The sequence below is a fragment of the Paraburkholderia graminis C4D1M genome, assembly GCF_000172415.1.
GTDB classification, from domain to species: Bacteria; Pseudomonadota; Gammaproteobacteria; order Burkholderiales; family Burkholderiaceae; genus Paraburkholderia; species Paraburkholderia graminis.
Genome location: NZ_ABLD01000001.1, coordinates 275999 through 301116, shown reverse-complemented (window position 1 = coordinate 301116; position 25118 = coordinate 275999). Strand labels below are relative to the sequence as shown.

21 protein-coding genes are annotated in these 25118 nt (G+C 57.7%); 13 read left to right on the top strand and 8 right to left on the bottom strand.

The window, feature by feature from the left end:
• The first annotated feature begins 127 nt into the window (after window positions 1-127).
• The gene (locus BGRAMDRAFT_RS01385; protein WP_006046832.1) at window positions 128-1543 is read left to right on the top strand and encodes an aminotransferase-like domain-containing protein; all 1416 of its coding nucleotides are present in this window, start codon (window positions 128-130) and stop codon (window positions 1541-1543) included.
• A gap of 44 nt (window positions 1544-1587) precedes the next feature.
• Here the strand turns inward: BGRAMDRAFT_RS01385 and BGRAMDRAFT_RS01380 are convergent, their stop codons facing one another.
• Both BGRAMDRAFT_RS01380 and BGRAMDRAFT_RS33445 read right to left on the bottom strand, forming a co-directional pair.
• Window positions 1588-1791 (bottom strand): DUF2970 domain-containing protein, encoded by a 204-nt coding sequence (locus BGRAMDRAFT_RS01380; protein ID WP_006046831.1) that lies wholly within the window; start codon window positions 1789-1791, stop codon window positions 1588-1590.
• Window positions 1721-2044 (bottom strand): MipA/OmpV family protein, encoded by a 324-nt coding sequence (locus BGRAMDRAFT_RS33445; protein ID WP_232292220.1) that lies wholly within the window; start codon window positions 2042-2044, stop codon window positions 1721-1723. Before BGRAMDRAFT_RS33445 ends, BGRAMDRAFT_RS01380 begins: the two co-directional genes overlap by 71 nt.
• On the opposite strand from BGRAMDRAFT_RS33445, the gene BGRAMDRAFT_RS34355 reads away from it, so the two are divergent.
• Window positions 2013-2255, top strand: a complete 243-nt coding sequence (locus BGRAMDRAFT_RS34355; RefSeq protein ID WP_157140566.1) for a hypothetical protein — start codon at window positions 2013-2015, stop codon at window positions 2253-2255. The two genes, BGRAMDRAFT_RS33445 and BGRAMDRAFT_RS34355, sit on opposite strands and share 32 nt — an antisense overlap.
• Window positions 2256-2659: 404 nt before the next feature.
• On the opposite strand, the gene BGRAMDRAFT_RS01375 is transcribed toward BGRAMDRAFT_RS34355, so the two are convergent.
• Entirely contained in the window at window positions 2660-3352 is a 693-nt protein-coding gene (locus BGRAMDRAFT_RS01375; RefSeq protein ID WP_006046830.1) for a GntR family transcriptional regulator, read from the bottom strand.
• Between the two features lie 107 nt (window positions 3353-3459).
• Window positions 3460-4011 (bottom strand): hypothetical protein, encoded by a 552-nt coding sequence (locus BGRAMDRAFT_RS01370; protein WP_006046829.1) that lies wholly within the window; start codon window positions 4009-4011, stop codon window positions 3460-3462.
• Between the two features lie 547 nt (window positions 4012-4558).
• Between BGRAMDRAFT_RS01370 and BGRAMDRAFT_RS01365 the strand changes: the two genes are divergently transcribed.
• The 5 genes from BGRAMDRAFT_RS01365 to BGRAMDRAFT_RS01345 all read left to right on the top strand — a co-directional run bounded on the left by BGRAMDRAFT_RS01365 (window position 4559) and on the right by BGRAMDRAFT_RS01345 (window position 10930).
• Window positions 4559-6106 (top strand): Rieske 2Fe-2S domain-containing protein, encoded by a 1548-nt coding sequence (locus BGRAMDRAFT_RS01365; RefSeq protein ID WP_006046828.1) that lies wholly within the window; start codon window positions 4559-4561, stop codon window positions 6104-6106.
• 90 nt (window positions 6107-6196) lie between these two features.
• Window positions 6197-7207, top strand: a complete 1011-nt coding sequence (locus tag BGRAMDRAFT_RS01360) for a PDR/VanB family oxidoreductase (protein WP_044020058.1) — start codon at window positions 6197-6199, stop codon at window positions 7205-7207.
• A gap of 100 nt (window positions 7208-7307) precedes the next feature.
• A complete protein-coding gene (gene ilvC / locus BGRAMDRAFT_RS01355; RefSeq protein WP_006046826.1) occupies window positions 7308-8321 on the top strand; it encodes a ketol-acid reductoisomerase in 1014 nt (337 codons plus the stop codon).
• A 319-nt stretch (window positions 8322-8640) separates the two neighbouring features.
• Window positions 8641-9495 (top strand): class II aldolase/adducin family protein, encoded by an 855-nt coding sequence (locus BGRAMDRAFT_RS01350; protein ID WP_006046824.1) that lies wholly within the window; start codon window positions 8641-8643, stop codon window positions 9493-9495.
• Window positions 9496-9622: 127 nt separating this feature from the next.
• A complete protein-coding gene (locus BGRAMDRAFT_RS01345) occupies window positions 9623-10930 on the top strand; it encodes an MFS transporter (RefSeq protein WP_006046823.1) in 1308 nt (435 codons plus the stop codon).
• A gap of 571 nt (window positions 10931-11501) precedes the next feature.
• Here the strand turns inward: BGRAMDRAFT_RS01345 and BGRAMDRAFT_RS01340 are convergent.
• The 4 genes from BGRAMDRAFT_RS01340 to BGRAMDRAFT_RS01315 all read right to left on the bottom strand — a co-directional run bounded on the left by BGRAMDRAFT_RS01340 (window position 11502) and on the right by BGRAMDRAFT_RS01315 (window position 16074).
• Window positions 11502-11780, bottom strand: coding sequence for a hypothetical protein (locus BGRAMDRAFT_RS01340; RefSeq protein ID WP_006046822.1), 279 nt, complete (start codon window positions 11778-11780; stop codon window positions 11502-11504).
• Window positions 11781-12605: 825 nt separating this feature from the next.
• Window positions 12606-13616, bottom strand: a complete 1011-nt coding sequence (locus BGRAMDRAFT_RS01330; protein ID WP_006046820.1) for a hypothetical protein — start codon at window positions 13614-13616, stop codon at window positions 12606-12608.
• A gap of 1406 nt (window positions 13617-15022) precedes the next feature.
• The gene (locus BGRAMDRAFT_RS01320) at window positions 15023-15262 is read right to left on the bottom strand and encodes a BPSL0761 family protein (RefSeq protein ID WP_006046818.1); all 240 of its coding nucleotides are present in this window, start codon (window positions 15260-15262) and stop codon (window positions 15023-15025) included.
• Window positions 15263-15840: 578 nt separating this feature from the next.
• Window positions 15841-16074, bottom strand: coding sequence for a DUF6471 domain-containing protein (locus tag BGRAMDRAFT_RS01315; protein ID WP_006046817.1), 234 nt, complete (start codon window positions 16072-16074; stop codon window positions 15841-15843).
• A 354-nt stretch (window positions 16075-16428) separates the two neighbouring features.
• Between BGRAMDRAFT_RS01315 and istA the strand changes: the two genes are divergently transcribed.
• The 6 genes from istA (at window position 16429) to BGRAMDRAFT_RS01285 (ending at window position 24766) form a co-directional block, all read left to right on the top strand.
• Window positions 16429-17955 (top strand): IS21 family transposase, encoded by a 1527-nt coding sequence (istA, locus tag BGRAMDRAFT_RS01310; protein ID WP_044020054.1) that lies wholly within the window; start codon window positions 16429-16431, stop codon window positions 17953-17955.
• Entirely contained in the window at window positions 17945-18721 is a 777-nt protein-coding gene (gene istB / locus BGRAMDRAFT_RS01305; RefSeq protein ID WP_006046815.1) for an IS21-like element helper ATPase IstB, read from the top strand. Before istA ends, istB begins: the two co-directional genes overlap by 11 nt.
• 239 nt (window positions 18722-18960) lie before the next feature.
• Entirely contained in the window at window positions 18961-21147 is a 2187-nt protein-coding gene (locus tag BGRAMDRAFT_RS01300) for a hypothetical protein (RefSeq protein WP_006046814.1), read from the top strand.
• A complete protein-coding gene (locus BGRAMDRAFT_RS01295) occupies window positions 21128-22765 on the top strand; it encodes an AAA family ATPase (protein ID WP_006046813.1) in 1638 nt (545 codons plus the stop codon). The genes BGRAMDRAFT_RS01300 and BGRAMDRAFT_RS01295 overlap by 20 nt, the downstream gene beginning before the upstream one ends.
• Window positions 22765-23655 (top strand): TniQ family protein, encoded by an 891-nt coding sequence (locus tag BGRAMDRAFT_RS36040; protein WP_006046812.1) that lies wholly within the window; start codon window positions 22765-22767, stop codon window positions 23653-23655. The genes BGRAMDRAFT_RS01295 and BGRAMDRAFT_RS36040 overlap by 1 nt, the downstream gene beginning before the upstream one ends.
• Window positions 23656-23722: 67 nt before the next feature.
• Window positions 23723-24766, top strand: a complete 1044-nt coding sequence (locus BGRAMDRAFT_RS01285) for a transposase (RefSeq protein WP_006046811.1) — start codon at window positions 23723-23725, stop codon at window positions 24764-24766.
• The last annotated feature ends 352 nt before the right edge of the window (window positions 24767-25118 follow it).

Here is a 25118-nt window from a genome sequence, read left to right as displayed (position 1 = left end):
GTGGCAGGCTCGGCGACCTGAGAGACGTTCATTCCGGGGTAGCATGCAGCCTGAGAGACGACTCGTGGCTCCTCGTGTCAAGCAGTGCTGCGGGTCCGGCTTGGATAACGCGCACCAAGGTCCAACAATGACTCGGTTTGAAACCATTGCTAACAACCTGGCAGAACAAATCCGCGCGGGCCAAATTCCGGTGGGCGCCCGGCTTCCGTCGTTGCGCCAAATCATCTCGCAATATGGCGTCAGTCAGACGACGGTCTTCCGAGCCTACTATCTGCTCGAGCAATGGGGTTTAGTCCGCGCGGAGGAGCGTGCCGGCTACTTCGTTACGCCAGGCGCGGCAGTTCACGCTGAGGTCCCCAAGCAGAAGCAGGACGACGCGCCAAAGAAAGTCGACATCAGCGACCTCGTGTTCTCGGTCCTGGAATCGACGCAGCATCCCGATATTGTGCCGTTGGGCTCGGCCTTTCCTTCGCCAACGCTGTTTCCGTCGTCGCGGCTGTTGAAATCGCTCGTTGCCGGAACGCGCTCGCTCAGTCCCTGGAGCACGGTTGAAGACCTTCCTGGCAGCGACCGTCTTCGCCAACAAATCAGGTTGCGATATGTGGGAATTGGGCTCGCAGTCGCATCCAAAGAAATCGTTGTGACCAACGGAGCTTTGGAAGCATTGAATCTCTGTCTGATGGCAGTCACGCGGCCAGGCGACGCCGTGGCCGTAGAGTCGCCGGGGTTCTATGCCGCCTTGCAAGCAATCGAGCGTTTGGACCTGAGAGCAGTCGAAATTCCCGTGAACCCAGTCTCGGGCCTAGACCTGGGCGCACTGCGACGCGCACTAGAGCAGCACCCCATCCGAGCTTGCTGGTTCATGCCCAACTTCCAGAATCCGACGGGAACCTCCTTGTCGATTGAAAAGAAGCGGGCTCTGGTTGAAATGCTGCGTCAAAAGCAGGTTCCGCTCATTGAGGACGACGTTTATCAGGAGCTCCATTTCAGCCGCGACCGTCCCCTGCCAGCAAAGGCGTTCGATACTGAAGGACTCGTCATGCATTGCAGCTCGTTCTCGAAGACGCTCGCACCCGGTTACCGGGTTGGATGGGCCACAGCGGGCCGATTTGCCGACAAAGTTCGGCGACTCAAGCTAATGACAACACTGTGTGCAAGTATCCCCGCCCAAGCTGGCATAGCCGACTACCTGGAGAACGGCGGCTACGACAGGCATCTGCGCTCGCTACGCTCATCGCTTCAAACGCAACTTGGACAGATGGAGGCCGCGCTGCACCGATGGCTGCCCGACGCGGTCAAGTGGACGCGCCCACACGGAGGCTACATGCTGTGGCTGCAACTCCCACAGTCTGTCAACGCGATGGAGCTTCACACGCTGGCGAGCGAACGCGGCGTCAGCATTGCGCCAGGCCCAATGTTCTCGGCGACACACGCTTTTCAGAACTGCGTACGGCTCAATTTCGGGCACCCTTGGGATGCCCGCTTCGAAAATGCAGTTCGAGCACTTGCCGAGATTCTGGACTCACCCGGAGTTCGCGCCTGACGATGTCGCGAAGCACAGACGCGCGCTGCGACACATGTCCGCAGTCAAAAACCCTGCGCTGAACTTGTTCCATTGACAATCAGCTCGACTACACCAAGGATGAGCAACCCAATCATTAGAGCCAGCGCTACTGCGACAAAGGGTAGCAGCACCATGTTGACCTTGGCCAAATCGGCTTCATGGTTTGCACGCTTGCGCACGCCGAAGAAACTGGCCAAAACCATGCCGACCATACGTAGCAGTTCCACGACCTTTCTCCTCAAAACATAAGTCACGCACCCATATTGGAGAACGGCGAGGGCCGCGGGAAGCAGCAGATACCGCGTGATGCAGGTAAGCAGCCTCGATTACTTCGTTACGGCAAATGGCCGCCGCCCCGCTCGTGACCTGCTCCAGGCCGCCGTCCGGATTAAACGCCGGTAGCCCGCTTCGCGCCGAGTCCGCCCGCGTGACGCCGCAATAGGTTTGATTGAAGCCTCGGCTGACCGACGTCGCGCCCACGCCAGCACCGACGAACACGCACGGCGTCGCCTTTTCTGCTTTCGGTATCAATAGGCCCGCCGGCAGCCAGGACAACAGTGCGGCAATCCGGTCAGTCGGCCACGACTACTTTGTCACCGACGTCACTAAGCATCTGCTCCTGAAGGCCCACCCGATAACCAGCAAACGCACCATCCCGCATTTCGCCAATGTCTGCTGTCGCAATGAATGAGCGTCCTGACTAAACGTCCGCCCGGGCATTACTTGCATCCAATGACTTTGTGACCGCTTGCCCTCAATTGCCCGTCGATTCGACGAAGCGTCTCACTTGCGTGCCCGGACCTTTGCTGGTAGCGCCTCTTTGACGCCCGTTTTCGGTGTCGCGCGCTTGATAGGCTGGGGAGGTTTCGCGGCAAGAACTCGACTTCGGCGGGGGAAGTCTTTTTCGTCTCCGGCCGTCTTCGTCGCTGCCGTCCTTATCGTGAGGGCGGCCACGTTCGTTCGAAAGAGCAATGCAGCAGCGACGCCGAGGTTTGGCGCGCATCGTCCGCACGAGTCACGAGGGAGGAGTGTCACCGGCAGCGCATCGACTGCCGCCGGTTGAGAAGAAGTTAAGACGGCGGTTGCTGTAGGCCGTCAGGTGACCGAGCCTTGAGCACCATTTTCGCGACCGGCAGATGCGGTCATGTGCTGTACCAGGTTTTCTCGCGCGAATTCTGTGTGTCGCATGCTGAGTTCAGCGGCAAGCGCTTCGTTTCCATCTGCGATAGCGTCAGCTATCGCGGCGTGTTCGTCCCAGACTGTCTTGCGCTGGCCTACTACCTGATGAACGGCGCCCATCACGCGCCGCAGATGTATCCAATGAAGACGCGCATTCTCGACTATCAATGGATTCCCAGACGCCGAATAGATAGCAGTGTGAAAAGCCATGTCAGCCTCAATCATGGCCTTGATGTCGCCGCCCTTCGATGCCTTGCGGCCGTTAGCAATCAAAGACTTATCCAGCTTAACCCGCTGCTTCGCGGCCAGACGGGCAGCAAGGGCGTCCAGCGCGCCTCTCAGTTCGTAGAGGTGACCGACTCGTCGCGCGTCGAGCGGCGCAACCTGCAACCCGCGTCCGGGTGCGTCCTCGACCAGACCGTCCTTCTTCAAGAGCCGAAATGCCTGCAGCACGGGCGACCGAGATACCGCGAGTTGCTCCGCGATTTCCTCCTGAACGATGCGCGTTCCCGGAGCAAGCGAGCCCTCGCTAATGGCGTCCAGCAGCACTCTGTAGACTTCGTCTACATAGTCTGGTCGCGACTGCAATTTCAAGAGTTTGGCTGGCATGATGACAAGCACTGTGAATACAGAATACTGTCAGCTTACCAGCATTGCCAGGCGCGATGGGTTGTCTGAAATCAAAGGGGACACATTTGCCCTGCTGTCCATCGGTATCAACGGACGACTGGGGACAAGCACGCGAACCAGAGCGGGATTTCCGAATGGAGCCTGGATTCGTACAACAGGTCCGGTTGCACATAGCTCGCCATGAACGCGCTTTCAAGCGCCTCCCGTGCCTCGCGACCACCGTTCGCATCACTTTGCTGAACAAGTACGACAGCAGAAGTCGCGCAATACCTCTCGGCTTGTCTGATGCCGAAGGCAGCATCATCATGCAGGCCTTTCGCGCTGCAGTACTTTGCATCCCGCACGACAATCGACACAAGCCCACCGGTCGTCCGACCAAGAACCCATCCGGCGCGAAACCGCCCGAATCCGTCAACCTCGGTTAGCACACGTAGCAGACCGGTCAGTGCTTCAAACTGCCCTTTTGATTGCAAGACTGCACGGGCCGCCAGCGGAATCGCATCTGCGTCTATCCACAAAGTGAGCGCCGAATTGGGCCGTTCGGTTTCCTTGAAGGAAAAGCCCGTCTCGCCAATCGGGTATGCCATCCGTGCAGGCGCCACGCCTTCTGACACCATTAGGTAATCGCGCATTTTCATCGCGTTTGTTCCTTTTGTCTCCAGATTGAAACAGTCGGCGATGGCTCAAGCGAATGCATTCCGGCTACCGACTACGGTATACAGAGAGCGTAGGCGTTCGAAGAAGGGCGGCATATCCGTACAAACACCAAGGACATAGAGGACGGCGCCGATTGTTCAAAGTCGACAGCCGAACCTCAAATGCGGGTTGAAAAACAGGCGCGTACTTGTGCTCAGAAAACGGGAGGACCGTCTCAGCCAGCGGCATAACGGCTTCGTAGCGCGACGCGGATTCACGTTCCACGTGCGACTCGATGGAAAGAGAACGTCGAAAATCACACAAATTCAATAACTTGCCCCGTCACCCTCGAAGGCGCTCATTCCCCGGGCGACGCTGCCACGCGCCTCCCTAGACCGCAAAAATCCTACGCCTGGGTGTTTACCCATAGAGACATTAGCGCAATGCGCCCTTAATCTTTGGATACAGAGTTCAGAACACGGTAGTCGGTAGACGGTTCTGGCGATAACATGTGAGTGTGGTCCCATCAATTCTTGGAGGCAGGAAGTCATGAGCGTCAAATCGGACAAGGTGGATGAACAGAAGCGCACCGGAGGAGATTCGGCTCTGGTCGCCAAGAAGCTGATTCCGTTCGGCGGTTACTACGCGAACCGTACACCCGAGCACGACCCCGAGCTCACCGAAACGGGGCCAGGCACCCCGACGGGCGAATTCATGCGCCGGTTCTGGCATCCGGTGTGTATGTCGATGGAACTGACCGACACGCCCCGCTTCCTCAAAATCATGAACGAAGAGCTCGTCGCGTTCCGCGACAAGAGCGGCCGTGTCGGCGTGCTGCATGCGCATTGCGTGCACCGTGGCGCGTCGCTCGAATACGGCGCCATCCAGGAGCGCGGCATCATGTGTTGCTATCACGGCATGGTGTTCGATGTGGACGGAGCGTGCCTCCACGTGCCGTTCCCGAAGGGCGAAGAAAAGGAGGCCGAGAGGTACGCATGCTCGATTCGCCAGGGCGCTTACAAGGCCGTTGAGCGCAATGGCCTCGTCTTTGCCTACATGGGCCCGCCGGAAGAAGAGCCGCCGTTCCCGGAATGGGAAGGCGATTACACCGTGATGCCCGGCGACGAGTTGGTCCCGTACAGCAACTTCCAACACTGCAACTGGCTGCAGGTTCAGGACAACGCAGCGGACAACTATCACCCCACGGCGCTGCACGCCGGCAAGAATGTTGTCGACGGAAATTACCAGGGAACGACGTTCGACGAAGTCGGTGCTGCGTCGATGGAAGTTGCCCCCGACATGAACTTCGTGCCGGTTCAAGGCGGTCGCAGCCTCGCGTGTGCCGGCGCGCGTCGTGTCAACAAGGACAGGTTGTTTGTGCGCGTCCAGCACCAGGTCCTTCCGAACCTGAGCCTGCACGCATACACGTCGGAAGATGGCTCGAAGAAAAAGTACTTTAGCCGCTTCCATATCATCCGCTGGACGGTGCCCGTCGATGACGAAAACAGCAAGATGATTGGCTGGCGTGTCATGGGCCCGGGCATCGACACCCGAGGCGTGGGTAACAAGGAAATGGTCGGCTACGAGACCATCGACTTCCTCGAAGGCCAGGTCGCGATGCGCCGTCCGGAGCGCTTCGGCAAATACAAGCTCGAAGACATGCCCCCGATTCCGCCGAATCATCGTGAACGCGCGATTTACAAGCAGGCTCAATACGCACCGGGCGACTACGAAGCCATCATCAGCCAGCGCCCCATCGCAGTCCACGCGCTGGAAAACCCGACGAAGTTCGATGCGGGCCTCTATCAGTTTCGCAAGATGCTGCGTGACGCAGTTCGCGGCACGAATGCAGCGGCATCCGCTCAAGGTTTCGCCGAATGGTTCCGTGCCTTGGGCGGCTCCCCTAATAGCTTCTGCTCAGGCAACGTCTTCGAAATCGCCGAAGGCGCAACGCTCGAAGAAGAAGTTGCGCGTCGTCGCAAGGTTCTGAAGACGGTCGTCCAGATTCTCACCGAAAGCGACGGTATGAAGGGTGAAGAACGCGGTGAGTTCGTCCGCAACAAGTTCGAAGAACTCGAACAGTCGCTTAAGGGCTAACACGGCTGGCGCACCACTCCTGCGAGTCGGTGCGCACCGGTACCAGTCGCGAGCACCTGCGGCTGGCTACTCGCCAGGAAGGAAATGACCATGGACACAGTATTGGAAAGAGAAGAAGCGGTTGAAGATATCGAAGCCGCTACGCTCGATGTTCGTGTGACGCAGATTCGTTACGAAGGCAAAGGTATCAATTCGTACGAACTCACAAGTCTGAACGGAAAGGCACTACCCCGCTTTGAAGCCGGTTCGCACATCGACATGCACCTGAAGAACGGCGCCATCAGGCAGTACTCTCTCTGCAACCCGCCCGCCGAGCGCAACCGCTATGTCATCGCCGTACTCAAGGACGACAACGGTCGTGGCGGCTCGCGCGCGGTTCACGAAAGCATCGCCGCTGGGGACATTGTTACCATCAGCAAGCCCCGGAATCACTTTCCGCTTTCCGAAGACGCGAAAAAGGTCATCATGATTGCCGGCGGCATCGGCGTCACGCCGTTGAAGGCGATGGCACACGAACTGGAAGAGCGCGGCATTGATTTTGTAATGCACTATTGCGCCCGAAGCGCGGAAGCCGCGGCCTTCGGTCCAGAACTCGAACGCATGCAGCGCTCAGGAAGGCTCCGCTATCACTTCGACGATGGCGAAGTGACGAACCGTCTGGACTTACGCGCGCTGTTGCACGAGCCTACGCCAGGCACGCATGTGTATTACTGCGGCCCGGGCGGGTTCATGGCGGCTTGTGCTGACGCAGCAAATCATTGGCCGAAAGGCACCGTGCACTTCGAGCATTTCAAGGCACCCGAGCAACCGAATCGGGAGCCCACTGACGTTGAACATCAGGACGGATGCGACGTCACGATTGCCAGCACGGGCCAGGTCGTACATGTTGGACCCAGCCAGAACTTCAGCGAAGCACTGAATGAGGCGGGTATCGAGGTTCCCACCTCATGCTGCGCCGGCCTGTGCGCGACCTGCAAGGTTCGCTATCTCGAAGGCGAAGTCGAGCACAACGATTTCATCTTGGATGACGCCGACCGAAAGGAATTCCTCACGATTTGTGTCTCCAGACCGGTGAGCAAGACCTTGGTGCTCGACCTGTAACCACGAACAAACTGAACCCGGACTGCGTCTCCCGCGTGGTTCGACTTCAACGCGTTATCGCTCAAATACGCACCCATTGGTGCACAAATCTGGAAATAGCATGAAAGTCTTCTACGATAAAGATGCCGACCTTGCCCTTCTGAAGAACCGAAGCGTCGCAATCATCGGCTACGGTTCGCAGGGTCACGCCCACGCGCTCAACCTGAAGGACAGCGGAATCAATGTGTGCGTCGGATTGCGCAAAGGCCCGTCTTGGGAGAAGGCAAAAGCCGCTGGCCTACCCGTGAAAAGCATTGCCGACGCAGTCAAGGAAGCCGACATCGTCATGATGCTGTTGCCCGACGAGCAAATCGCCGGAGTCTATCGGGCGGAAGTCGAGCCGAACGCTCGCAATGGGGCGGTACTCGGTTTCGCACATGGTTTCAACATCCATTACGGCCAGGTCAACCCGCGCGCTGACCTCGACGTGATGATGGTGGCCCCGAAAGCACCGGGACATACCGTTCGAAGCACCTACGCCTCGGGCGGTGGTGTTCCGCATCTCATCGCGGTTGCGCAGGACAAGTCTGGGTCTGCCCGCGATATTGCCCTCGCGTACGCGGCGGCAAATGGTGGCGGCCGTGCAGGCATCATCGAAACTAGCTTCCTTGAAGAAACCGAGACCGACCTCTTCGGTGAGCAGGCAGTTCTCTGCGGCGGCCTTGTCGACCTAATCAAGGCAGGTTTCGAAGTCCTCGTGGAAGCTGGCTACTCTGCAGAGATGGCGTACTTCGAATGTCTTCACGAAGTTAAGCTCATCGTGGACCTCATCTACGAAGGTGGCATCAGCAATATGAACTACGGCATCTCGAACAATGCCGAGTTCGGTGAGTACGTCACAGGTCCGCGAATCGTGACGGCAGAAACGAAGAATGCAATGAAAGCAGTTCTTCACGACATTCAGACAGGTGAATACGCGAAGAGCTTCATTCTCGAAAACAAGGCTGGTGCTCCGACGCTTCAGGCCCGCCGACGCATCACGTCCTCACACCAGATTGAAGTCGTGGGTTCGAAGCTGCGCGCAATGATGCCTTGGATTAGCAAGAACGCGCTCGTCGACCGCTCAAAGAACTAGGTTTTCGGGCCTTGTCACGCAAGGACGTCCTGAAGACGCTCAAGCGTGGACGCCGACTCAACAGCAACGGAGTACAAGATGACATCGAAGTTGCTCAAGATTCAGTCGCGCACCGATTACGTCGACGAGGTTTACAACACTCTCGCTGATGCCATCTGCGAGGGGGCGCTTGGTCCTGGCACTCCATAGTCATTTCGCCGCCATCCGGCCGAATTAGTTTCATCAATAAGCTGTACGAATTTAATATGTAAATCGCACGCGTACATTGTGAAGAACAGTCGTTTGTCTAGCGTTCCCCAACTCGATGAAGGAGCATCTGATGTCAACAGTCTCTGAAGCACAATCGGAAACCAAGCAGGAATCGATTCTCAAACCGGGAAGAATCTCGATTTACGAGCCGGACCAGGAGGGGTTGATTTTCCCCACGATGCCCAAATTCAAGAGCGCGCAGGAGCATCGCACCTATCTGAAGGAGCGTCTGGTTGCCGCGTGCCGCGCGTTCGCCCTTCAGGGCTTTGACTACGGCTTCGCCGGTCACCTGACGGTTCGTGACCCGGAAAACCCGGGCCTGTACTGGACGAACCCGATGGCCGTCCACTTCTCGCAGGTGAAGATGTCGAATCTCATCTGTGCAGACCATCAGGGCAACGTCGTCGAAGGTGAATACGCCATCAACCGCGCAGGCTTCGTCCTGCATGCAGCGGTCCACGAGCAACATCAGGATATCGTCGCCATGTGCCATGCGCACACGACATACGGAACTGCATTCGCCTCGCTCGGCAGGCCGCTGGCCCCGATTTCGCAAGACGCAGCGGCATTCTATGAAGACCACGTCGTCATTGGTGACGAGGCCGGCAAGGTCGCGGTGGAAGTCAGGGGTGGCAACAAGGTCGCGAATTCCTTCGCAGGCGTCAAAGCTGCCATCCACCAGAATCACGGGCTCCTGACCGCGAGCCGTCACAGCATCGATTCAGCCGCGTTCTGGTTCATCGCGCTCGAGCGCTGCTGCCAGCAGCAGTTGATGATTGAAGCCACCGGTATTACCCCGAAGGAAGTCACACCGGAGCGCGCCCGTTACAGCCGTGAGCACGTGGGCAGCGACTACATTGGCTGGTTGCACTTCCAGACCATCTGGAGCGACCTGGTTAATACCCAGCAGGATATGTTCGACTAATCAGAGAGCGCAGTGCAAGCTCGTGCGCGCCGATAGTTTGAAGCGCGCGCAAGAATCACACTTCGGCGGAGAAGAGTCAAAAAATCAGACACCCGCCGCTTACACGAAGGCCTCTAGGAGACACACCGTGAGTTCCCATATCCCCGCCACCTACGTGGAAAGCGCGGACATGTCCGCTTTTACGAAAGCGACATGGCGCCTACTACCGTTCCTGTTTGTCTGTTATCTGTTTGCCTATCTTGACCGCATCAACGTCGCTTTCGCCAAGCTCCAGATGCTGAGCGACCTTGGCTTTAGCGAAGCGGTCTACGGATTTGGCGCAAGCGTCTTTTTTGTCGGTTATCTACTCTTTGAAGTTCCAAGCAATTTGCTGCTCTTGCGTGTCGGGCCGCGGCGCTGGATTGCGCGAATCATGGTGACATGGGGTCTTATCTCAGCCGCAATGATGTTCGTCAACACTCCGACAATGTTCTATGTGATGCGGTTTCTCCTTGGCATTGCTGAAGCGGGCTTCTTTCCCGCAATTGTGCTTTACCTGACCTACTGGTTCCCGGCATCGCGGCGTTCGAAAGTTACCGCACTTTTCCTCACTGGCATCCCCATGTCCGGCGTGATTGGAGGGCCGCTGTCCGGCTGGATTATGACGGCATTCAACGGTTCGCACGGATTTGCCGGCTGGCAATGGCTTTTTCTGGTCGAGGGAGTTCCGACTGCGCTGCTGGGTATCGTCGCATTCTTCTACCTTGACGACAAGGTACGCGACGCGAAGTGGCTGAGCGAAGAGCAAAAGGATTTGATTGAAGAAAAGCTCAAGGAGGAAGCTCCCGCGAGCGCGTTGCATTCCCTGAAGGATGGATTGCTGAGTCCGAAGGTACTTCTGGTCAGCGCCGTCTACTTCTTCTACACAATGGGCTTGTATGGCGTCAGCTTCTGGCTTCCTACTCTGATTAAATCAAGCGGCGTATCTGACCCGTTCCATGTGGGCTTGCTGACTGCGGTTCCCTACGCCGCCGGTGCGCTGGCAATGGTGTTGGTAAGTCACAATTCAGACCGCACAGGCGAACGTCGTTGGCATCTAATTGTCCCGGGACTCGTTGGCGCGTTTGGTCTCGCGATGAGCGTATGGTTCTCGGGTTCAACCTTGGCGGCGATGATTGCGTTGACGGTGGGCACAATGGGCGTAATGACCACCATCTCGCAGTTCTGGGTTATTCCTCCCGCCTTCCTCGGTGGCGCAGCCGCAGCTGCAGGATTGGCATTGGCCAACTCGGTCGGCAGTATCTCCGGCGTGGTCAGCCCGTCGCTGATTGGGGTCATCAAGCAAGCTTCTGGCTCGGCGGGCGCCGGGGTGCTTGCGCTGGCAGTGAGCCTCGTTATCGGAGGGCTGCTTGTCCTCTTCGTTCCGGCTGCCCTCGTGAACAATCGTCGCCGATAGCATTATCGCTACTGTGAAAAGCCGGCACGAGCAGACACTCGTGCCGGCTTCTTCGTCATCAAGCTTCCTGTGTTGACAAGGAGCACTCAGTTGTTTGACGCGCGATGAAGAGAGAGAAATTTCGAGTGTCAGGGTACGGCCGGAGAGGCTATTCATACCGTGTAATTGGAGCGCTTCGGATGCGCGTTCCAACGATGATTTACGAGGGTCAATCACCGCAACTGCTGTGTACAGTGGCTCAACATCAGTCGGCTCTGTGTCGTGCAGGCCTTCGTACATTTTGACGGCAGTGCGTGACCACTCTGCTGCCCACGCCGCAGCCGCTTGTTGCAACGATTTGAAATCACTGTCGTCGCTGAGCATTTGCAGAGGGCTGCGGTCACCGAGGCTTCCACGCTGCGACGTTAGAAAGTCCAGCCGGGAGCCCTGGGGGCCCGGAACAATGATTCGGCAAACTGCTTGCAATCTGTAGCGGCCCAGGTCGGGGGCTGCAAGCATGGCTGAGTAGTATGCCGTGTCGTCGACGTCCATCGCAAACGTCCCCTTCCTTGAGCAGAGTGCGCAGACGCCGCTATTTGCCTCCAATGACTTTGTGAACGCGCTCCGCGAGCGCCACTGCCTCGCTTGGCGACATGGGCAGCGGCTCAAGTGGTGCTACGTTCACGACCCAGTCGGCCAACCGGCTGACAAGCGAGACGTCGTCTGCGTTCAGCCCGAGGGCCGCCAACGACTGCGCCAACGATTCCAGCTGCAGAGAACAGCAATAAATGGCATCAAACGCGGCACGTACGCGCGTGGACTCTGTTAGCCCGGCATCGCGAGCATCGGCAATCAAATTCTCGTATCGCACATCAGCTCCAGTTTTGTCTTCTGTTCCGCAAGCACTGGGGGCTCGCTCCTACTGACGAGCGGGTCGGTCCGCGCTGAGTTTTCGCGGCACCACGCGGACTGCGCTAGCACATCTTCGAGCATTGCACGTCTGATGCTCGTCCAATACCACGCATATGCGGTCGTCAACCAGCACGGACGACGCTCGGCAGCACCTTGCACGCAATCATTGCGACGTCATCGTCCAACGCGTAAGGAACGCTTTCAGTGTCTACCCTCGGAAAGTCTGCGGACACTATGCTCGCACTCGCTCCTCCGTTGTGCGCATGGATATCGAGAGGTGCGAGGGGCTGAATTTCGCTGCCTAGTTTGTGACCAACAATTAAAACAGTCGCTGAGCGGTTGCGGCATGCTGCACTGGTCGGCACGTATCTCGAGCAACTTCATGACCTCTTTAAAGAGCGAAAAGCGCGCTCCGTCGTGCGCGGGACGGCGGCTTTGATGCTGCCAAAAACGTGCGAGCCTTCGTGCAGCTGTTTGCTACCAGTTGAGCAACGCTCGCAGCCGTTGGATTAGCCAGCCCGCCTCCACAGCCCTTACCCAACCCTTGTCTTCAATCGCGCGTCTTATTCGCTGCAGCGTGACCTCGCGCGAACGATGCGGATACTTCGCGGCTTCTTTTCGAGCCTTTGCGACGAGTTGCTGGGCGAGGTCTTCACATATTTCCCATCGTGCGCAGCGCTCGTCGTCGGTCTGCCCGACAACAAACTTGCCGTCGATGAGACGCGCGGCGAGCTTAGGCTGTGCCCCAGGTAGCGACGCTGGTAGAACGTCTCGGGGGAAGTCGTCAGGCACGTTTCGCATTGGTGAGATGAGCGATGACTCGCTTCGCAATATCAATAAGGCCTTTGTGATTGCCCGTAGGCATTGTCCTTGACCTAAGCGTTGCACCGGGCGCAGCAACAATCCGGATGCGGATATCTTCGCCGTCCACTACGATTTGAACGCAAGCCTCTGGCGTCGGCGCACTATCCCCAGCTGTTTGTCGCTCAACAAAGAGGGTGAATTGTCGGACGTCCGTATAAGGGCCAAGCGGCCATTGGTATCCATGGGCGTGAAGCGCCTCCGAGGCGCGCTCCCATAGCGGCCGTCGAGGGTCAATTTCCGCGGTCGCTGTGTACAACGGCGAGACGTCATTTGGCTCCGTCTCGTGCATTCCCTCATACATTTTCACGATGGTGCGCGACCACTGCGCGGCCCACGCTACTGCTGCTTGCCGTAGCGTCTTGAAATCGTTGTCGTCTTCGAGCATGTCCAGCGGGCGTCGGTCGCCAAGACTCCCGTTCTGCGACACCAGGAACTCCAGTCGGCTCATCGGAGGCGCAGGCACTATGAGCTGGCAGATTGCCTGCAGACGCTTCCTGTTCAGCGACGGGTTGGCCAGGACAGCGGGCACGTATTGAACTCCGTCGACCTCGATTGCAAATACGCTGCCGTCATCTAGCAAACGTGCGAGCCGCTTGTCGCTCGCGCCGATGCGCGCTCCGAAGTCCGCAGGCGTCAACAGGTCCCCGCATGCGACCATTTCTCGACGGCCTTCGAGTGCTTGCTGCCAGAGATGCTCGCGCAGAATGTCGCCGCCGACGTCTTCTCCAGCTTCGAGGTAAGCATCGCGAACGATGTCTTCTATGCGAGCAATGACCTCGTCGGGGAGCCTTGCGAACTTAGTACGGTCCGCGGTCGAGAGCCGGAAATTGTTTGTTGCGATTCTGCGCACGAGGGACGACGCCAAAAATTGCGGGACGTCATAGATAGCGTCGATACGTCGCATAGCGATGTCCCAGCCGGAGTCAACCATATCGCGCCTCCGGCATTGCTGACCGTATGACGACTTGGTCAGGCGGCCATTGCTCCGTCGACGTGGCCCTTCCCACGATAAGTCCATAGGAAAACGAATGGTGAACATTGAAAATCTCACCGCTTTCGAAGAAGCCCCTTTCACATGTCCACAGCTCTTTCGCCCACGTCACGGCGCACGCTCCGTCAGCCTCGCTTGCATCGGCGCCGGGAGGCGGCCATAGTACGACGCATCAGGGTCGACGTCTCGCAATCTCGACAGTAGGTCTCGCACTTTCGTTAGTGGCCATGTCCTGGCGGCCCAAGACTGTTCCCCTGATGCAGGTAACTGCTCACAGTAGCAAAGATGGTCGACATGCCATTCGCCTTGATACAAAGCTTCATACGACCGGCCCTTAGAGAGGCCGCGCTCGCGCGTCCAACGCATACTAGCGGGATAAGCGCGTCGAACGTGTTGCCCATCCGTCTTGCCGCTATCGCGTGGCAACAGCATCACGGTAGACTCGCTCAAAGTCACGGAACAAATGCAGGGTTCGATGACTTTCATGATGCGGTCCTTAGTGGAATCTCCGACGCGACGCAGCCGTCAGGACGCTCCTGGATATAGTGACAACGTCGTCGCCTACGAGATACGGAAGGGGCGCAAGTTCCGTCTGCAAATTTGCCGTTCCCACACTCGCGTATGCAAACTTCTCGTCGCAAGAGACCTTAACGCTATATGTCTCCAAAAAGCGATGGTCAGCGTCCGTGACAAGCCGAGTTTCATAGACGAGAATCATGAAATGCTTGGCGACAGCGAACGGGCCTCGAGGAGACGGTCGTGCAAGGCAATCAACAGCGCGCTCCCATATCGAGCCTTTGGACCGTTGGGACACCCCGTCGCAGACTACCTCTAGCGTGGTGCCGCCGCCGTCCCCCAAATAAACGGAGACTCCCGTCTGAACCGGAGCATCACCGGGGTGTAAATGCTCGTCGGCGCTCATGTCCACTTTTCCTTCCTCGCCGCAGCCTTCGGCTCAAAGCCGGTCCGCCTATCGCCCCGCTCAAAAACATCGCCCTGCGCGCAACTTGGACCTTCTGACTGACGCGACGCCGTACGTCAACGCGATTCTCCCGCGATTCATTCGAAAATAGGCAGCTCGCTCGAGCTTCGCAGTTAGACGTGTTTGTTTTCGTTTTCGGACAACCACGCGCGACTGAGCTAACCCGCCCTCCCCAGCGCCACCAGCTTGCAACGTAATACGACTACTACGTTCTGCCACCTACTGATTGAGCGCAAACGCGAATCTCCAGCGTCACCGTTGAGTCGCTCGTCTGTGTCGCCGTCGATTGCTGCGATACATGCTCACGCCCCCCGACTTACCCCTATCTTCATCGCACTCCTATCTGTCTCGGCGAGCGCATCGACTAGCCGTCGCCGGTACATCGACAGAGGCAGTGCGCCTGCTCGGAGGGCGGAGTCGCCCATATTTCCGGCAAAGCCTCCGCCGACGCGGCAAGGTCAAGGTCGAGCGGATAATGACGGAGCAGTTGCAATGCAACCGACCGAACAAGACCCCACATAATCTCATCTTGGGAGCCGTGAAGGGTCTCCAGGAACAACCGCGTCTCGGTCACGGCGCGCGTGCGCTCTTCAGGTTTGGTCATTGAAGCTCCCTTCGGGGCGTTGAAGCCCCTACTTTCGCGCCCTACTTGATGGGCAGTTCTCGCATGGAGCCCAGTCGCTCATGTATAAATCGCTTCAGAACGCGCTCGACCATGCAGGGCCGGCCCCAGCCGACTGCACTGTTAGAGGCCTCCACAAAGGGTCGTTCTGTGCGTCGACTGCCCGTTTCACAGCTAGACTATGCCACATACGCGATTTTAATCACACATATGCGATTTCATATTGCAAAATGGTCTGAGCGGCTACGGATTCATGCCCTGCGGTTATATGACAGGCGTTCGCGGGACTTTCGCTCGTAAGCTCGCTGGAGGACAGTGGCCGACGCAGCAGCGACGATTGGAAAGGGCTGTTGGCGCCGGTGCCGCGTTCCAGCACCTAGGACGGCGCCCCCCTCAAGCGGACGGCAGACTTGCAGCCCCGGACTTGCAAACGCAAGGACACTGGCTAGCCGATGCATTGCCTTCAGGTGACGACAGCGCTGGTAAGAGGCGTCAATTGTCGAGGTTGCACCCCGGTGCCGCCCCTCCATCGGTAGCAACGCCGTCGGAATCCATGACGGCTAATTGGCAATGTCCGTGAGGTCAATGTGAGCCGTGGGCCGGCCCAAGGCTTTCATGACCTGCAGATAGAACGCGAACGAAAAACTACCTCGTGACATCTTGCTCGCAACTGAGCGCTCGGTTTCGACGACGCCGAGTTGCGTTAGTAGCTCGGCAAGCTCGCGATAGCTCACCCCCTGCCGAACCAGTTCGGCGCGAAGTACGTTTCGAGCTAATTTGTACCAGTCTGCCATCCGCCCAGCCTTAACTCAGCGCAAAAGGCGGATTATTCCTTGCCTCCCTCGAATTCGGTCCTATAATCGCACATATGCGATTTAAGGTTCATATGTAAGATTCACTTTAGGCACTATCTTGCGTGTGCGACGACCGCCGCCACGTCTGTCCCCGGACTCGTTTCCGCGTCCGATTTGCCCACGAATACGTACGACCTTCACCCGCGACCGCCGACTCGGGAGCAAGCGCTCCCACGCGCGCAGGGATTTTAGTGTTGATTTGCACTGAATCCTGACCCACCCTACGCAGTAATTTGCATCGAATATTGACCCACGTAGAACACTGACCTGCTCGGGAACGGGCAGGGGAACGGAGTGATCGACGTGGCTATATTGAGCATCATCCGACGCTGGCACTTTCGCGATCATGTCTCGTTGCGCGAGATTGCCAAACGACTGGGCGTGTCGAGAAACACGGTCCGGCGTTACATTCGGGCCGGTACGGTCCTGCCCGCCTATCCGGAACGACACAGTCCCAGCAAGCTCGACGGGTTCGCTGCGAAGCTCTCGAGCTGGCTGAAGACCGAAGCGAACCGGCCCCGCAAGCAGCGAAGAACCCTGAAGCAGATCCACGCAGATCTGTGCGCGCTCGGCTTCACCGGCTCTTACGACCGGGTGGCGGCGTTCGCTCGGCGCTGGCGGCAGGAGCAGCACGAGCAGGCAAAGACAACGGGACGGGGAACGTTCGTGCCGCTGCGGTTTGCCGCTGGCGAAGCGTTCCAGTTTGACTGGAGCGAGGACTGGGCCGTTATCAATGGCGAGCGCACCAAGCTGCAGGTCGCACAGCTCAAGCTCAGCCATAGCCGCGCCTTCTTCCTGCGCGCCTACCTGCTTCAGACTCACGAGATGCTGTTCGACGCGCACTATCACGCGTTCGTCGCCTGGGGCGGCATTCCACGCCGCGGCATCTATGACAACATGAAGACCGCCGTTGACAGAGTGCGACCCGGCAAGGTGCGCGAGGTCAACGCGCGCTTCAGCGCGATGGTTAGTCACTACCTGTTTGACGCCGAGTTCTGCAATGTCGCCTCGGGCTGGGAGAAGGGGCAGATAGAGAAGAACGTCCAGGACAGCCGTCACCGGCTTTGGCAGAAAGCGCCGGCGTTCGGCTCGCTCGCCGCGCTTAACGACTGGCTGGCCGACCAGTGCGTGCTGCTGTGGCAACAGACGCGGCACCCGGAGCACGACACGACCATTTGGGATGCGTGGGCGGCCGAGCGTCCACACCTGATGCCGGTGGGCCAGCCATTCGATGGTTTCGTCGAACATACCAAGCGCGTTTCGCCCACCTGCCTGGTGAACTTCGAGCGCAACCGCTATAGCGTACCGGCGTCGTTTGCCAACCGGCCCATCAGCCTGCGCGTGTATGCCGCAAAGCTTGTCTTCGTCGCCGGAGGTCAGGTGATCGCCGAGCACGAACGGCGTATCAACCGCAGCCACAACCACGGCGAGACCATCTACGACTGGCGTCACTACCTGGCAGTCCTGCAGCGCAAACCGGGAGCGCTTCGCAACGGTGCACCCTTCACCGAGTTTCCAGCTGGCTTCCGCAAGCTGCAGGGCGTGCTGCTCAAGCGCCCGGGGGGCGACCGGGAGATGGTCGAGATTCTGGCGCTCGTGCTGCTGCACGACGAACAGATGGTGCTCGCTGCCGTCGAGCTGGCATTCGAGGCTGGCGCGCCGAACAAGCAGACGGTGCTGAACATCCTGAGCCGCCTGCTTGACAGCCCGCCTGTGCCACCGCTGCAGACGCCACAGGCGTTCACGCTGACCGTCGAGCCGCAGGCCAATGTCGGCCGGTATGATCGGCTAAGAGACCGCGAGGACAATCATGCAGCCTGACGTGATGATGCAGATGCTCAAGTCACTCAAGCTGCACGGTATGGCTCAGGCACTGGGCGAGCTCGCCGCTCAGGACTCGCCGGCCTACAAGGCGGCTTCACTGGTGCTTGCCGGATTGCTCAAGGCAGAAATTGCAGAACGGGAAGTGCGCTCACTCGCTTACCAGATGAAGGTGGCGCGCTTCCCGGCGTATCGCGATATCGGCGGCTTCGACTTCAGCTGCAGCGATGCCAACGAGGCGCTGGTGCGGCAGTTGTACGAGTGCGAGTTTATCGACTCGGCGCACAACATCGTCCTGGTGGGCGGACCCGGTACGGGAAAGACGCATCTGGCAACCGCGATCGGTGTGCAGGCTCTCGAACATCATCGCCGCCGGGTGCGCTTCTTCTCCACCATCGAGCTGGTCAACGCACTCGAACAGGAGAAGCTCGTGGGCAAGCCCGGACAGCTCGCCACACGACTTATGTATGCCGATCTTGTGGTGCTGGACGAGCTCGGCTATCTGCCCTTCAGCCAGACCGGCGGTGCGTTGCTGTTCCACCTGCTTAGCAAGCTCTACGAACGAACCAGCATCATCATCACCACCAATCTGAGCTTCGCCGAGTGGGCCAGTGTGTTTGGCGATGCCAAGATGACGACCGCGCTGCTCGACCGGCTTACGCACCACTGCCACATTGTAGAAACAGGCAACGATAGCTATCGTTTCAGAAACAGCACGACACAGCCCAAAAAGGAGAGAAAGAAGACCCAGATACCCACCGAATAACCCGCAAAGCTGGTCCAACGGGTGGGTCAGAATTCAATGCAAATCGTGGGTCAGGATTCAGTGCAAATCAACAGATGAGGCGGCACCACGGCTTAACAGTGCCTATCACCCTCTGTCGCTGACGCCGCGCCCCGCACCGCACCGAATCGCGACCCGCCCAACTCGTTTTCCTGATTTCACCTCTTGCAATCAGTTGTTGGCCGATGCCCTCGTTTTCTGCAATAACGGCGGAGGTTGACATGGACACGCTTCTCAGGAATGACGTGTTCGAGGGAAAGGACGGATGTCAGTATCGCGTCGTCAGCAATACGTCATCCGCCAATCACGGCTGGGTCATTAACTTGTCGCAACCCCACGCATGGCCCGTCGAGCGCGAATTCAATGTGCTTCGTCACCATAGCGAACATCGCAGCCACACCACGCGGGAAACGCTACCAGAGTTCGCGTTTTACTCGGAGAAGGCCCGCGCGCGCGCGAACGCAGCGTATGAAGCCATCAAGCCGCTCGTTCTCAATGACGATGGAACCGAGAACAAAGCGCTCTTCTGTGAAAAGACTCGTAGTGCGTTGGTTCGAGCGCGAGCGGCGGAGTTGGCCATATCGAAGACGACCATCTATAAGTATCTGAAAGACTGGTGGACGCTCGGTCAGACGAGGTACGTGCTGATTCCTGCGAGCGCAAGAAACGGTAAAAATCAGCCCGCGGGGACCGGCAGCCGGGGGCGCCGTCCAGACGACGACCGCTACGCTGTCTTCCAGATGTCGGCCAACGACATCAAGTGGGCAAAGGAAATCATCCAGAAACGATACATCGGCAACGAACATGCGTCACTTGTAGGAGTCCATAGCGACCTCATTGCACAGCGGTACTCATTATTGGACGGAAACGGCGCGAGAATCAATCTTCCCGAGGGCGAGCGTCCATCCATACATCAACTGCGCTCCGTTCTAAAGAAGTACTTTACTCAAGAAGACGTTGAGAGAGGAAAGCACGGTGATAAGAACTTTGAACGCGAACTCAACCCGATGCTCGGCAGTTCCCTCGAGGAATGCGTTGCGCCAGGGCATATTTACGAGATTGACGCTACCATTCTTGACGTGTTTCTGGTCGCTCAAGCCAACCGTAACAGCATAATTGGCAAGCCTACGTTGTACCTGATATACGACCGGAAAACTCGCCTGTGCGTAGGCTTCTATCTGGGTCTGGAAAACGCCTCCTGGACTGGGATGATGCTTGCCATCTTGAGCATCGCCGTAGACAAACAGGCACTGTGCAGGAAGTACAACGTCCCGTACGACCCTGCGGATTGGCCGGCTCATGGCGTCTTTCCTGCCAAATTCCTCGCAGACCGTGGCGAAGGCGCTTCGCACAACAGCGACCGAATCTGTGACGGCATGGAAGCGACCATATCCAACACTCAGGCACTGTTGCCAATCCGAAAAGGTCTCGTCGAATCTGGATTCAAATCGGTCCACACTGCAATCAAGGACGAGGCACCTGGCTACGAACCGCCGCGCGACGCAGTCAAGCGGCGCAGCCCAAAGTACCACTTGGACGCCGCCCTGACTTTAGACGAAATCGTCTCCATTATCCTGGGACAGATAGTGAGGCACAACCGCTCCAAGATGCGCCGCTTTCCACTGGCCCCAGAGAACGTCCTCGACGGCTGGGCTGCGATTCCCCGAGAGCTGTGGACCAGAGAAGTCAGCCATGGCGGAGGCGTTGGTACAAGGTACACACATGAGTATTTGCACAAACAGCTGCTTCCCGTGGACACCGCCCAGGTGACGCAACAGGGAATCACCTTCCGCGGATGCTTCTACAAGTCATTGGAGCCGACTGTCCGTCAATGGATGGTCCAGGCTGCCGTGAAGAAGGGATTTGCAGTCAGGTGCTCTTATGACCTCCGCCTGGTTGACGAACTGATTGTGCACGATTCGAACGGGAAAAGTTACACATGCACGCTCACTGCCGATAGCAAACGGTTCGCAGGCTATTCATACGCTGAAGTGAAGTATCTGCTCAGTCGCGAGCTGGATATGAAGAAAGCAAAGGCTCCGGAGTCGGAACAGGCGCGCGCGGACCAACGGGCTCAAGCAAAAGCCGTAGTTGACCACGCGATTGCTGCGACCAAAGCAGCGCGAACTGGTGCGGCTCGTTCCGCTCGCCGCGCGGATACTGCCGCTGCGCGTGGCGCAGAGCAGACAACACGACGTCGCGAGGAAGTCACGATGCCCCCAACCACAAACATCGAAGAGACAAAAGGCAAGGTAGTGCGTTTGCGACCGGAAGGCTCGGCGGCAACGCCTTCGGCTGAAATTCAGATGCAATCCGTAAGCGACGCTACACCGACGACGGGTTCGTCTCTCCAAGATTTACTCCGCAACCTAGCTCTGGAGCATACAAATGAATCGACCGCTAAATAATCCTTTCGCCGTAGAAGCCCGATACACGGAACAGCGCATCCCACAATACCGTGGAAACGCTTTGATTGGCGCCCTTCCTGCCAGCCCGACCGACGAACAGCTCGCCGGTCAGCTTTTTGACGTACCTGAGTTCAAGCTTGAGCAACGCAGCTGGGAAACATGTGACCGTCTGGAAATGGTTTCGCAGCTCTCAACTTTTCTCTTTCCGCTGGCGCGCCATATCACGCTGGCGCGAGCTTTCGACTCGCTCATCAAGACTGGATATGCTCGCCGTGGCATCCGAACACCCGAACATATCGCTACCTATCAGAGCCTGTATGAGGCGCAGCAAGAAGGAAAAGCCTTCAAAAACAGCTCAATCCGCGCTGCAGGGGCGCAACTCTCTTCTGCGCTCATCGGTTGGTCTGGGACGGGTAAAACTTCAGCTATCCGCAGAATTTTCTCGCGGTACCCCGAGGTGATATGGCATCCCGAGCACGACATTACCCAGATTCCGTACTTGCACATTGAGTGTCCACACGACGGCATTTCAGGCAAAGGTCTTGCCGCATCCATCTTCAGAAAGCTGGACCAGCTCGTGCCCGATTGTAACTATTCTGCGCTCTATCAGAAGTCATCGGCCGGAGCCGAGACCTTGCTTAACAACGCCGCACGTGCACTCCACAATCACTACGTGGGAGTGCTGGTCGTCGATGAAATCCAAAACCTGAAAAACGCTGGAAAGTCGAAGACGTCGTTGATGTCGTTGCTAGTCAGTTGCGCAAACGAGCTCAACGTCCCTATCGTGTTCGTCGGAACGCATAAAGCACTGAACGTGTTGGGGATAGACATGAGTCCTGCTCGGCGCAGTTCCGCTGCGGGGTTCGCACTGTGGAAGTCGCTCGAACGCAGCGGTGACCTCCAAAGGCCAGAGGAATGGGAAGATTTCATCACGTCGCTCTGGCGCTTCCAGTGGAATCGGAAGCCCGTTAAGCTGGATACCTATCTCGCAAACTTCATGTTCGAATGCTGCCAAGGCATCCCGGACATTGCAATCAAACTCTTTGCATGCGCACAGTGGCGCGCCATGCTCAACGGCGATGAGACCTTCTCGATTGAAACGCTCGACGCGGTTATGACGAATGAGCTCGTCCGTGCCGAGCCGATGCTCGGTGCCATTCGCTCAAATGACCCGGAGGCGATGAGCCGATACGAGGACATTGCGCCACTTCACTTTTCGTCGCTCCTTGACGATGCAATGAACGCTTACGAGGGGGTCAAACAAGTCGGTGCAGCAGTGACCACCGGACATGTGAGCTTCGTTCCTCGTGTAACCAGCGTGCTCGTCGAGGCGGGCATTTCCGGGAAACGAGCCGAATCAATGGCACAGAAAGTCGCCGAAGAAGGGAAGGTCGTAGGCATTGCAGAAGGCGCCCGGGCTGCACTCGAACTCGCAAAGCCTCCCTCCCGCGCGCGCCGCAAGTCGAAGACCGAAGAAACGCAGCCGGCCGAACTGGCACCCGACGATTATCGAAATGCGGTTCGCAAGGCGCGAGAAACCGGAAGCACTGTTTTCGATGAACTCGCAAGAACAGGCGCTGCACGACCTCTGGATGAACTTGTGGGCGTTGGGTTCTGATGTACTTCCCAAAACCATACCCGGATGAACTACTCGGAAGCCTGCTCATCCGCGCGTCTCACCATCTGGGCCTGCCACCGAAGACGATAGGCTGTCTGCTTCACACAAATACGGACTTGTCCTTTTTGTATCCATCGGCTTTGGATGCAATTTCAAGGCTTACGAACATACCGGCGCAAAACCTTCTTCGCAAACACACGGTCTACCCTTATTCTGCGTTGAGCTTACCGATAGACAAACGGGATGCGCTCGAGCGCGCGTTGTTGACAGGGTCAGCCCGTGGGAGCAGCGTGCGGTTTCGGGCGTCGCTCGGCCTGCATATCGACGCGCTTTCCAGACTGCGCTACTGTGAGCAATGTTGCTTCGCGGAATGTCAGCGTATCGGCGAAAGTTACTGGCATCGCCAACATATCCTGCCAGGCGTATTCGTGTGTCCTCTACATGGAGACACACTTCGCATCTCAAGCATTTCCGTGCTGCCAAAGTTGTCGGCCACGAATGTCAAGCTTCCGCAGGAGGTCACGGGAGATGCAGTCAATTGGGCTATTGACGGCGACCATTTGCGGGAACTGGCTGCAGCGGTCATGGAAGCGATGCAGCGCCCGATGGGTACGTGGGACTGTACCGCCCGACACTTCCGTGACATCGCAACATTAGACTTCCGCAACAGTAGCCATCATGAGTGGCTTGTCGACCCTTTCGTGCATCAATTCGCTAAGTTTTACGGAACTCGATTCCTTGAGCAAGTAGGCCTCGGACTAACGTCTTTGGGCGCTGACGCGTGGCCCGCACAAGTGGCTCGTGGTGCCCGTCCGACCGTCCTGCTTCAATTGCGCCACATCATGCTCCACCTGTTCCTAAAACGGCTCGGCAACCTGTCTTCATTTTAGGTATCGCCCGTATAGAATTTCACAACTCCCCTCGCTATACGCTCCATACACATCTGGAGCGCGGGACATGTGGTTGCAATCGGTACAACGAGTAAGCGGAAAGCTGATGGCCGAATTGAGGTTAGATAGCGGGAAGACTGCCTTAACGGAGCTCGATTCGATTTGGGAGCTTGAGCTACCTTTAAGTACGCGAAGCAAGCTCTTCGCAGTAACGCGCCTCGCTGAGTGGGAAACCATTGATGCAACGGAATACCTCGCGGAGATGGGAATCGCGACCGACCTCCCCGGAAACCGCCATCAAGCATTTTCGATAAATCACAATGGGTTAAGACTTATCATTCCGGCGATTCTCATGCTGAAGGCGCTCTTCAAGCCGAACGCGACTGTTTTCCAATATCTCTTCAGACCGTCGGGGCTTGATTGCCTGCTGGCACCGGTGCCGAATCCCGGTTCGATGTCCGTGGCGTTACTCCCTACTCGCATCCGGCAACACATGCCTATCGCCGAACGTGGTCTTGCGCGGTTGCAATGGCTCTACTGCTTCCCGACCGCCCGCAAGGCGTTCGATTCTGTCTACACCAACGCGGCTCGTGGAGTCTTCGGTCTTGTCCTGCCCAATATAGAAGCAAGGATTTCGGTCCGGGGCGAATTGCGGGGACGCACACTTTTGGTTTCAACGCTAACGATTAACTCGTGCCGCCCGTTGGACGCTCCGTTCGCGTGGGCCGGGATGCAACCTCAAGAGTTTGCCCTGACAAGCTACCGCCGGTTCGCGCAGTTGAATCCCGTGCTCAAGAATCCCGACCTCGTTGAGGGAGCGGCCGGCTGGGGATTGTCCGATGACGAGTGGTTTCAATTGGAACATCTGTTCCCGCCACGCGCAGGCCGAATCACTGGAGACCGCGCCCGACTGCTTATCGACGCAATCTTGCTTAAGCTGGGAACAGGCGTCGGATGGGGGCCGGTGAATGCGCAATGCGGGACCACAGCCGCCGTGAGCTCTTACTACCAGGCGTGCCGCCGTTCCGGAACATGGGAAATCATTCAGGCTACTCTTAGGGAGACAAGAAGCCGCACTGCTTCGTCGAACTCTACAGCTTCCCACGATTGACTCGGAAGACAACGCTACCCCCGGATTCATCGAGCACAAAGACCGTCCAGTTGGACGGTCTTTTTTTGTGTCGCTATATAAACGAGAGCAAAGGTTCGGTCTAGGGAACGCAAGAAGGCGCTCCATGCGCCCTTGCGCTGGGACAATTTCAAAAGCGAGTAGCGGGACAGGTATCGATTGCGAATTCAATTTTTTGTCGTGCGGAGCATGGGCCAGTTTTGATTGCAACCGTGTTTCTTTGCAATATTTACAATCCCCTGCTGCTCAACAAGATACGCGCGCGCGTTGGGACAGATATCGTTTGCGAGCCACCACTTCTAAACCATCCCCCTCCGGGCAACTCCCCATAAAG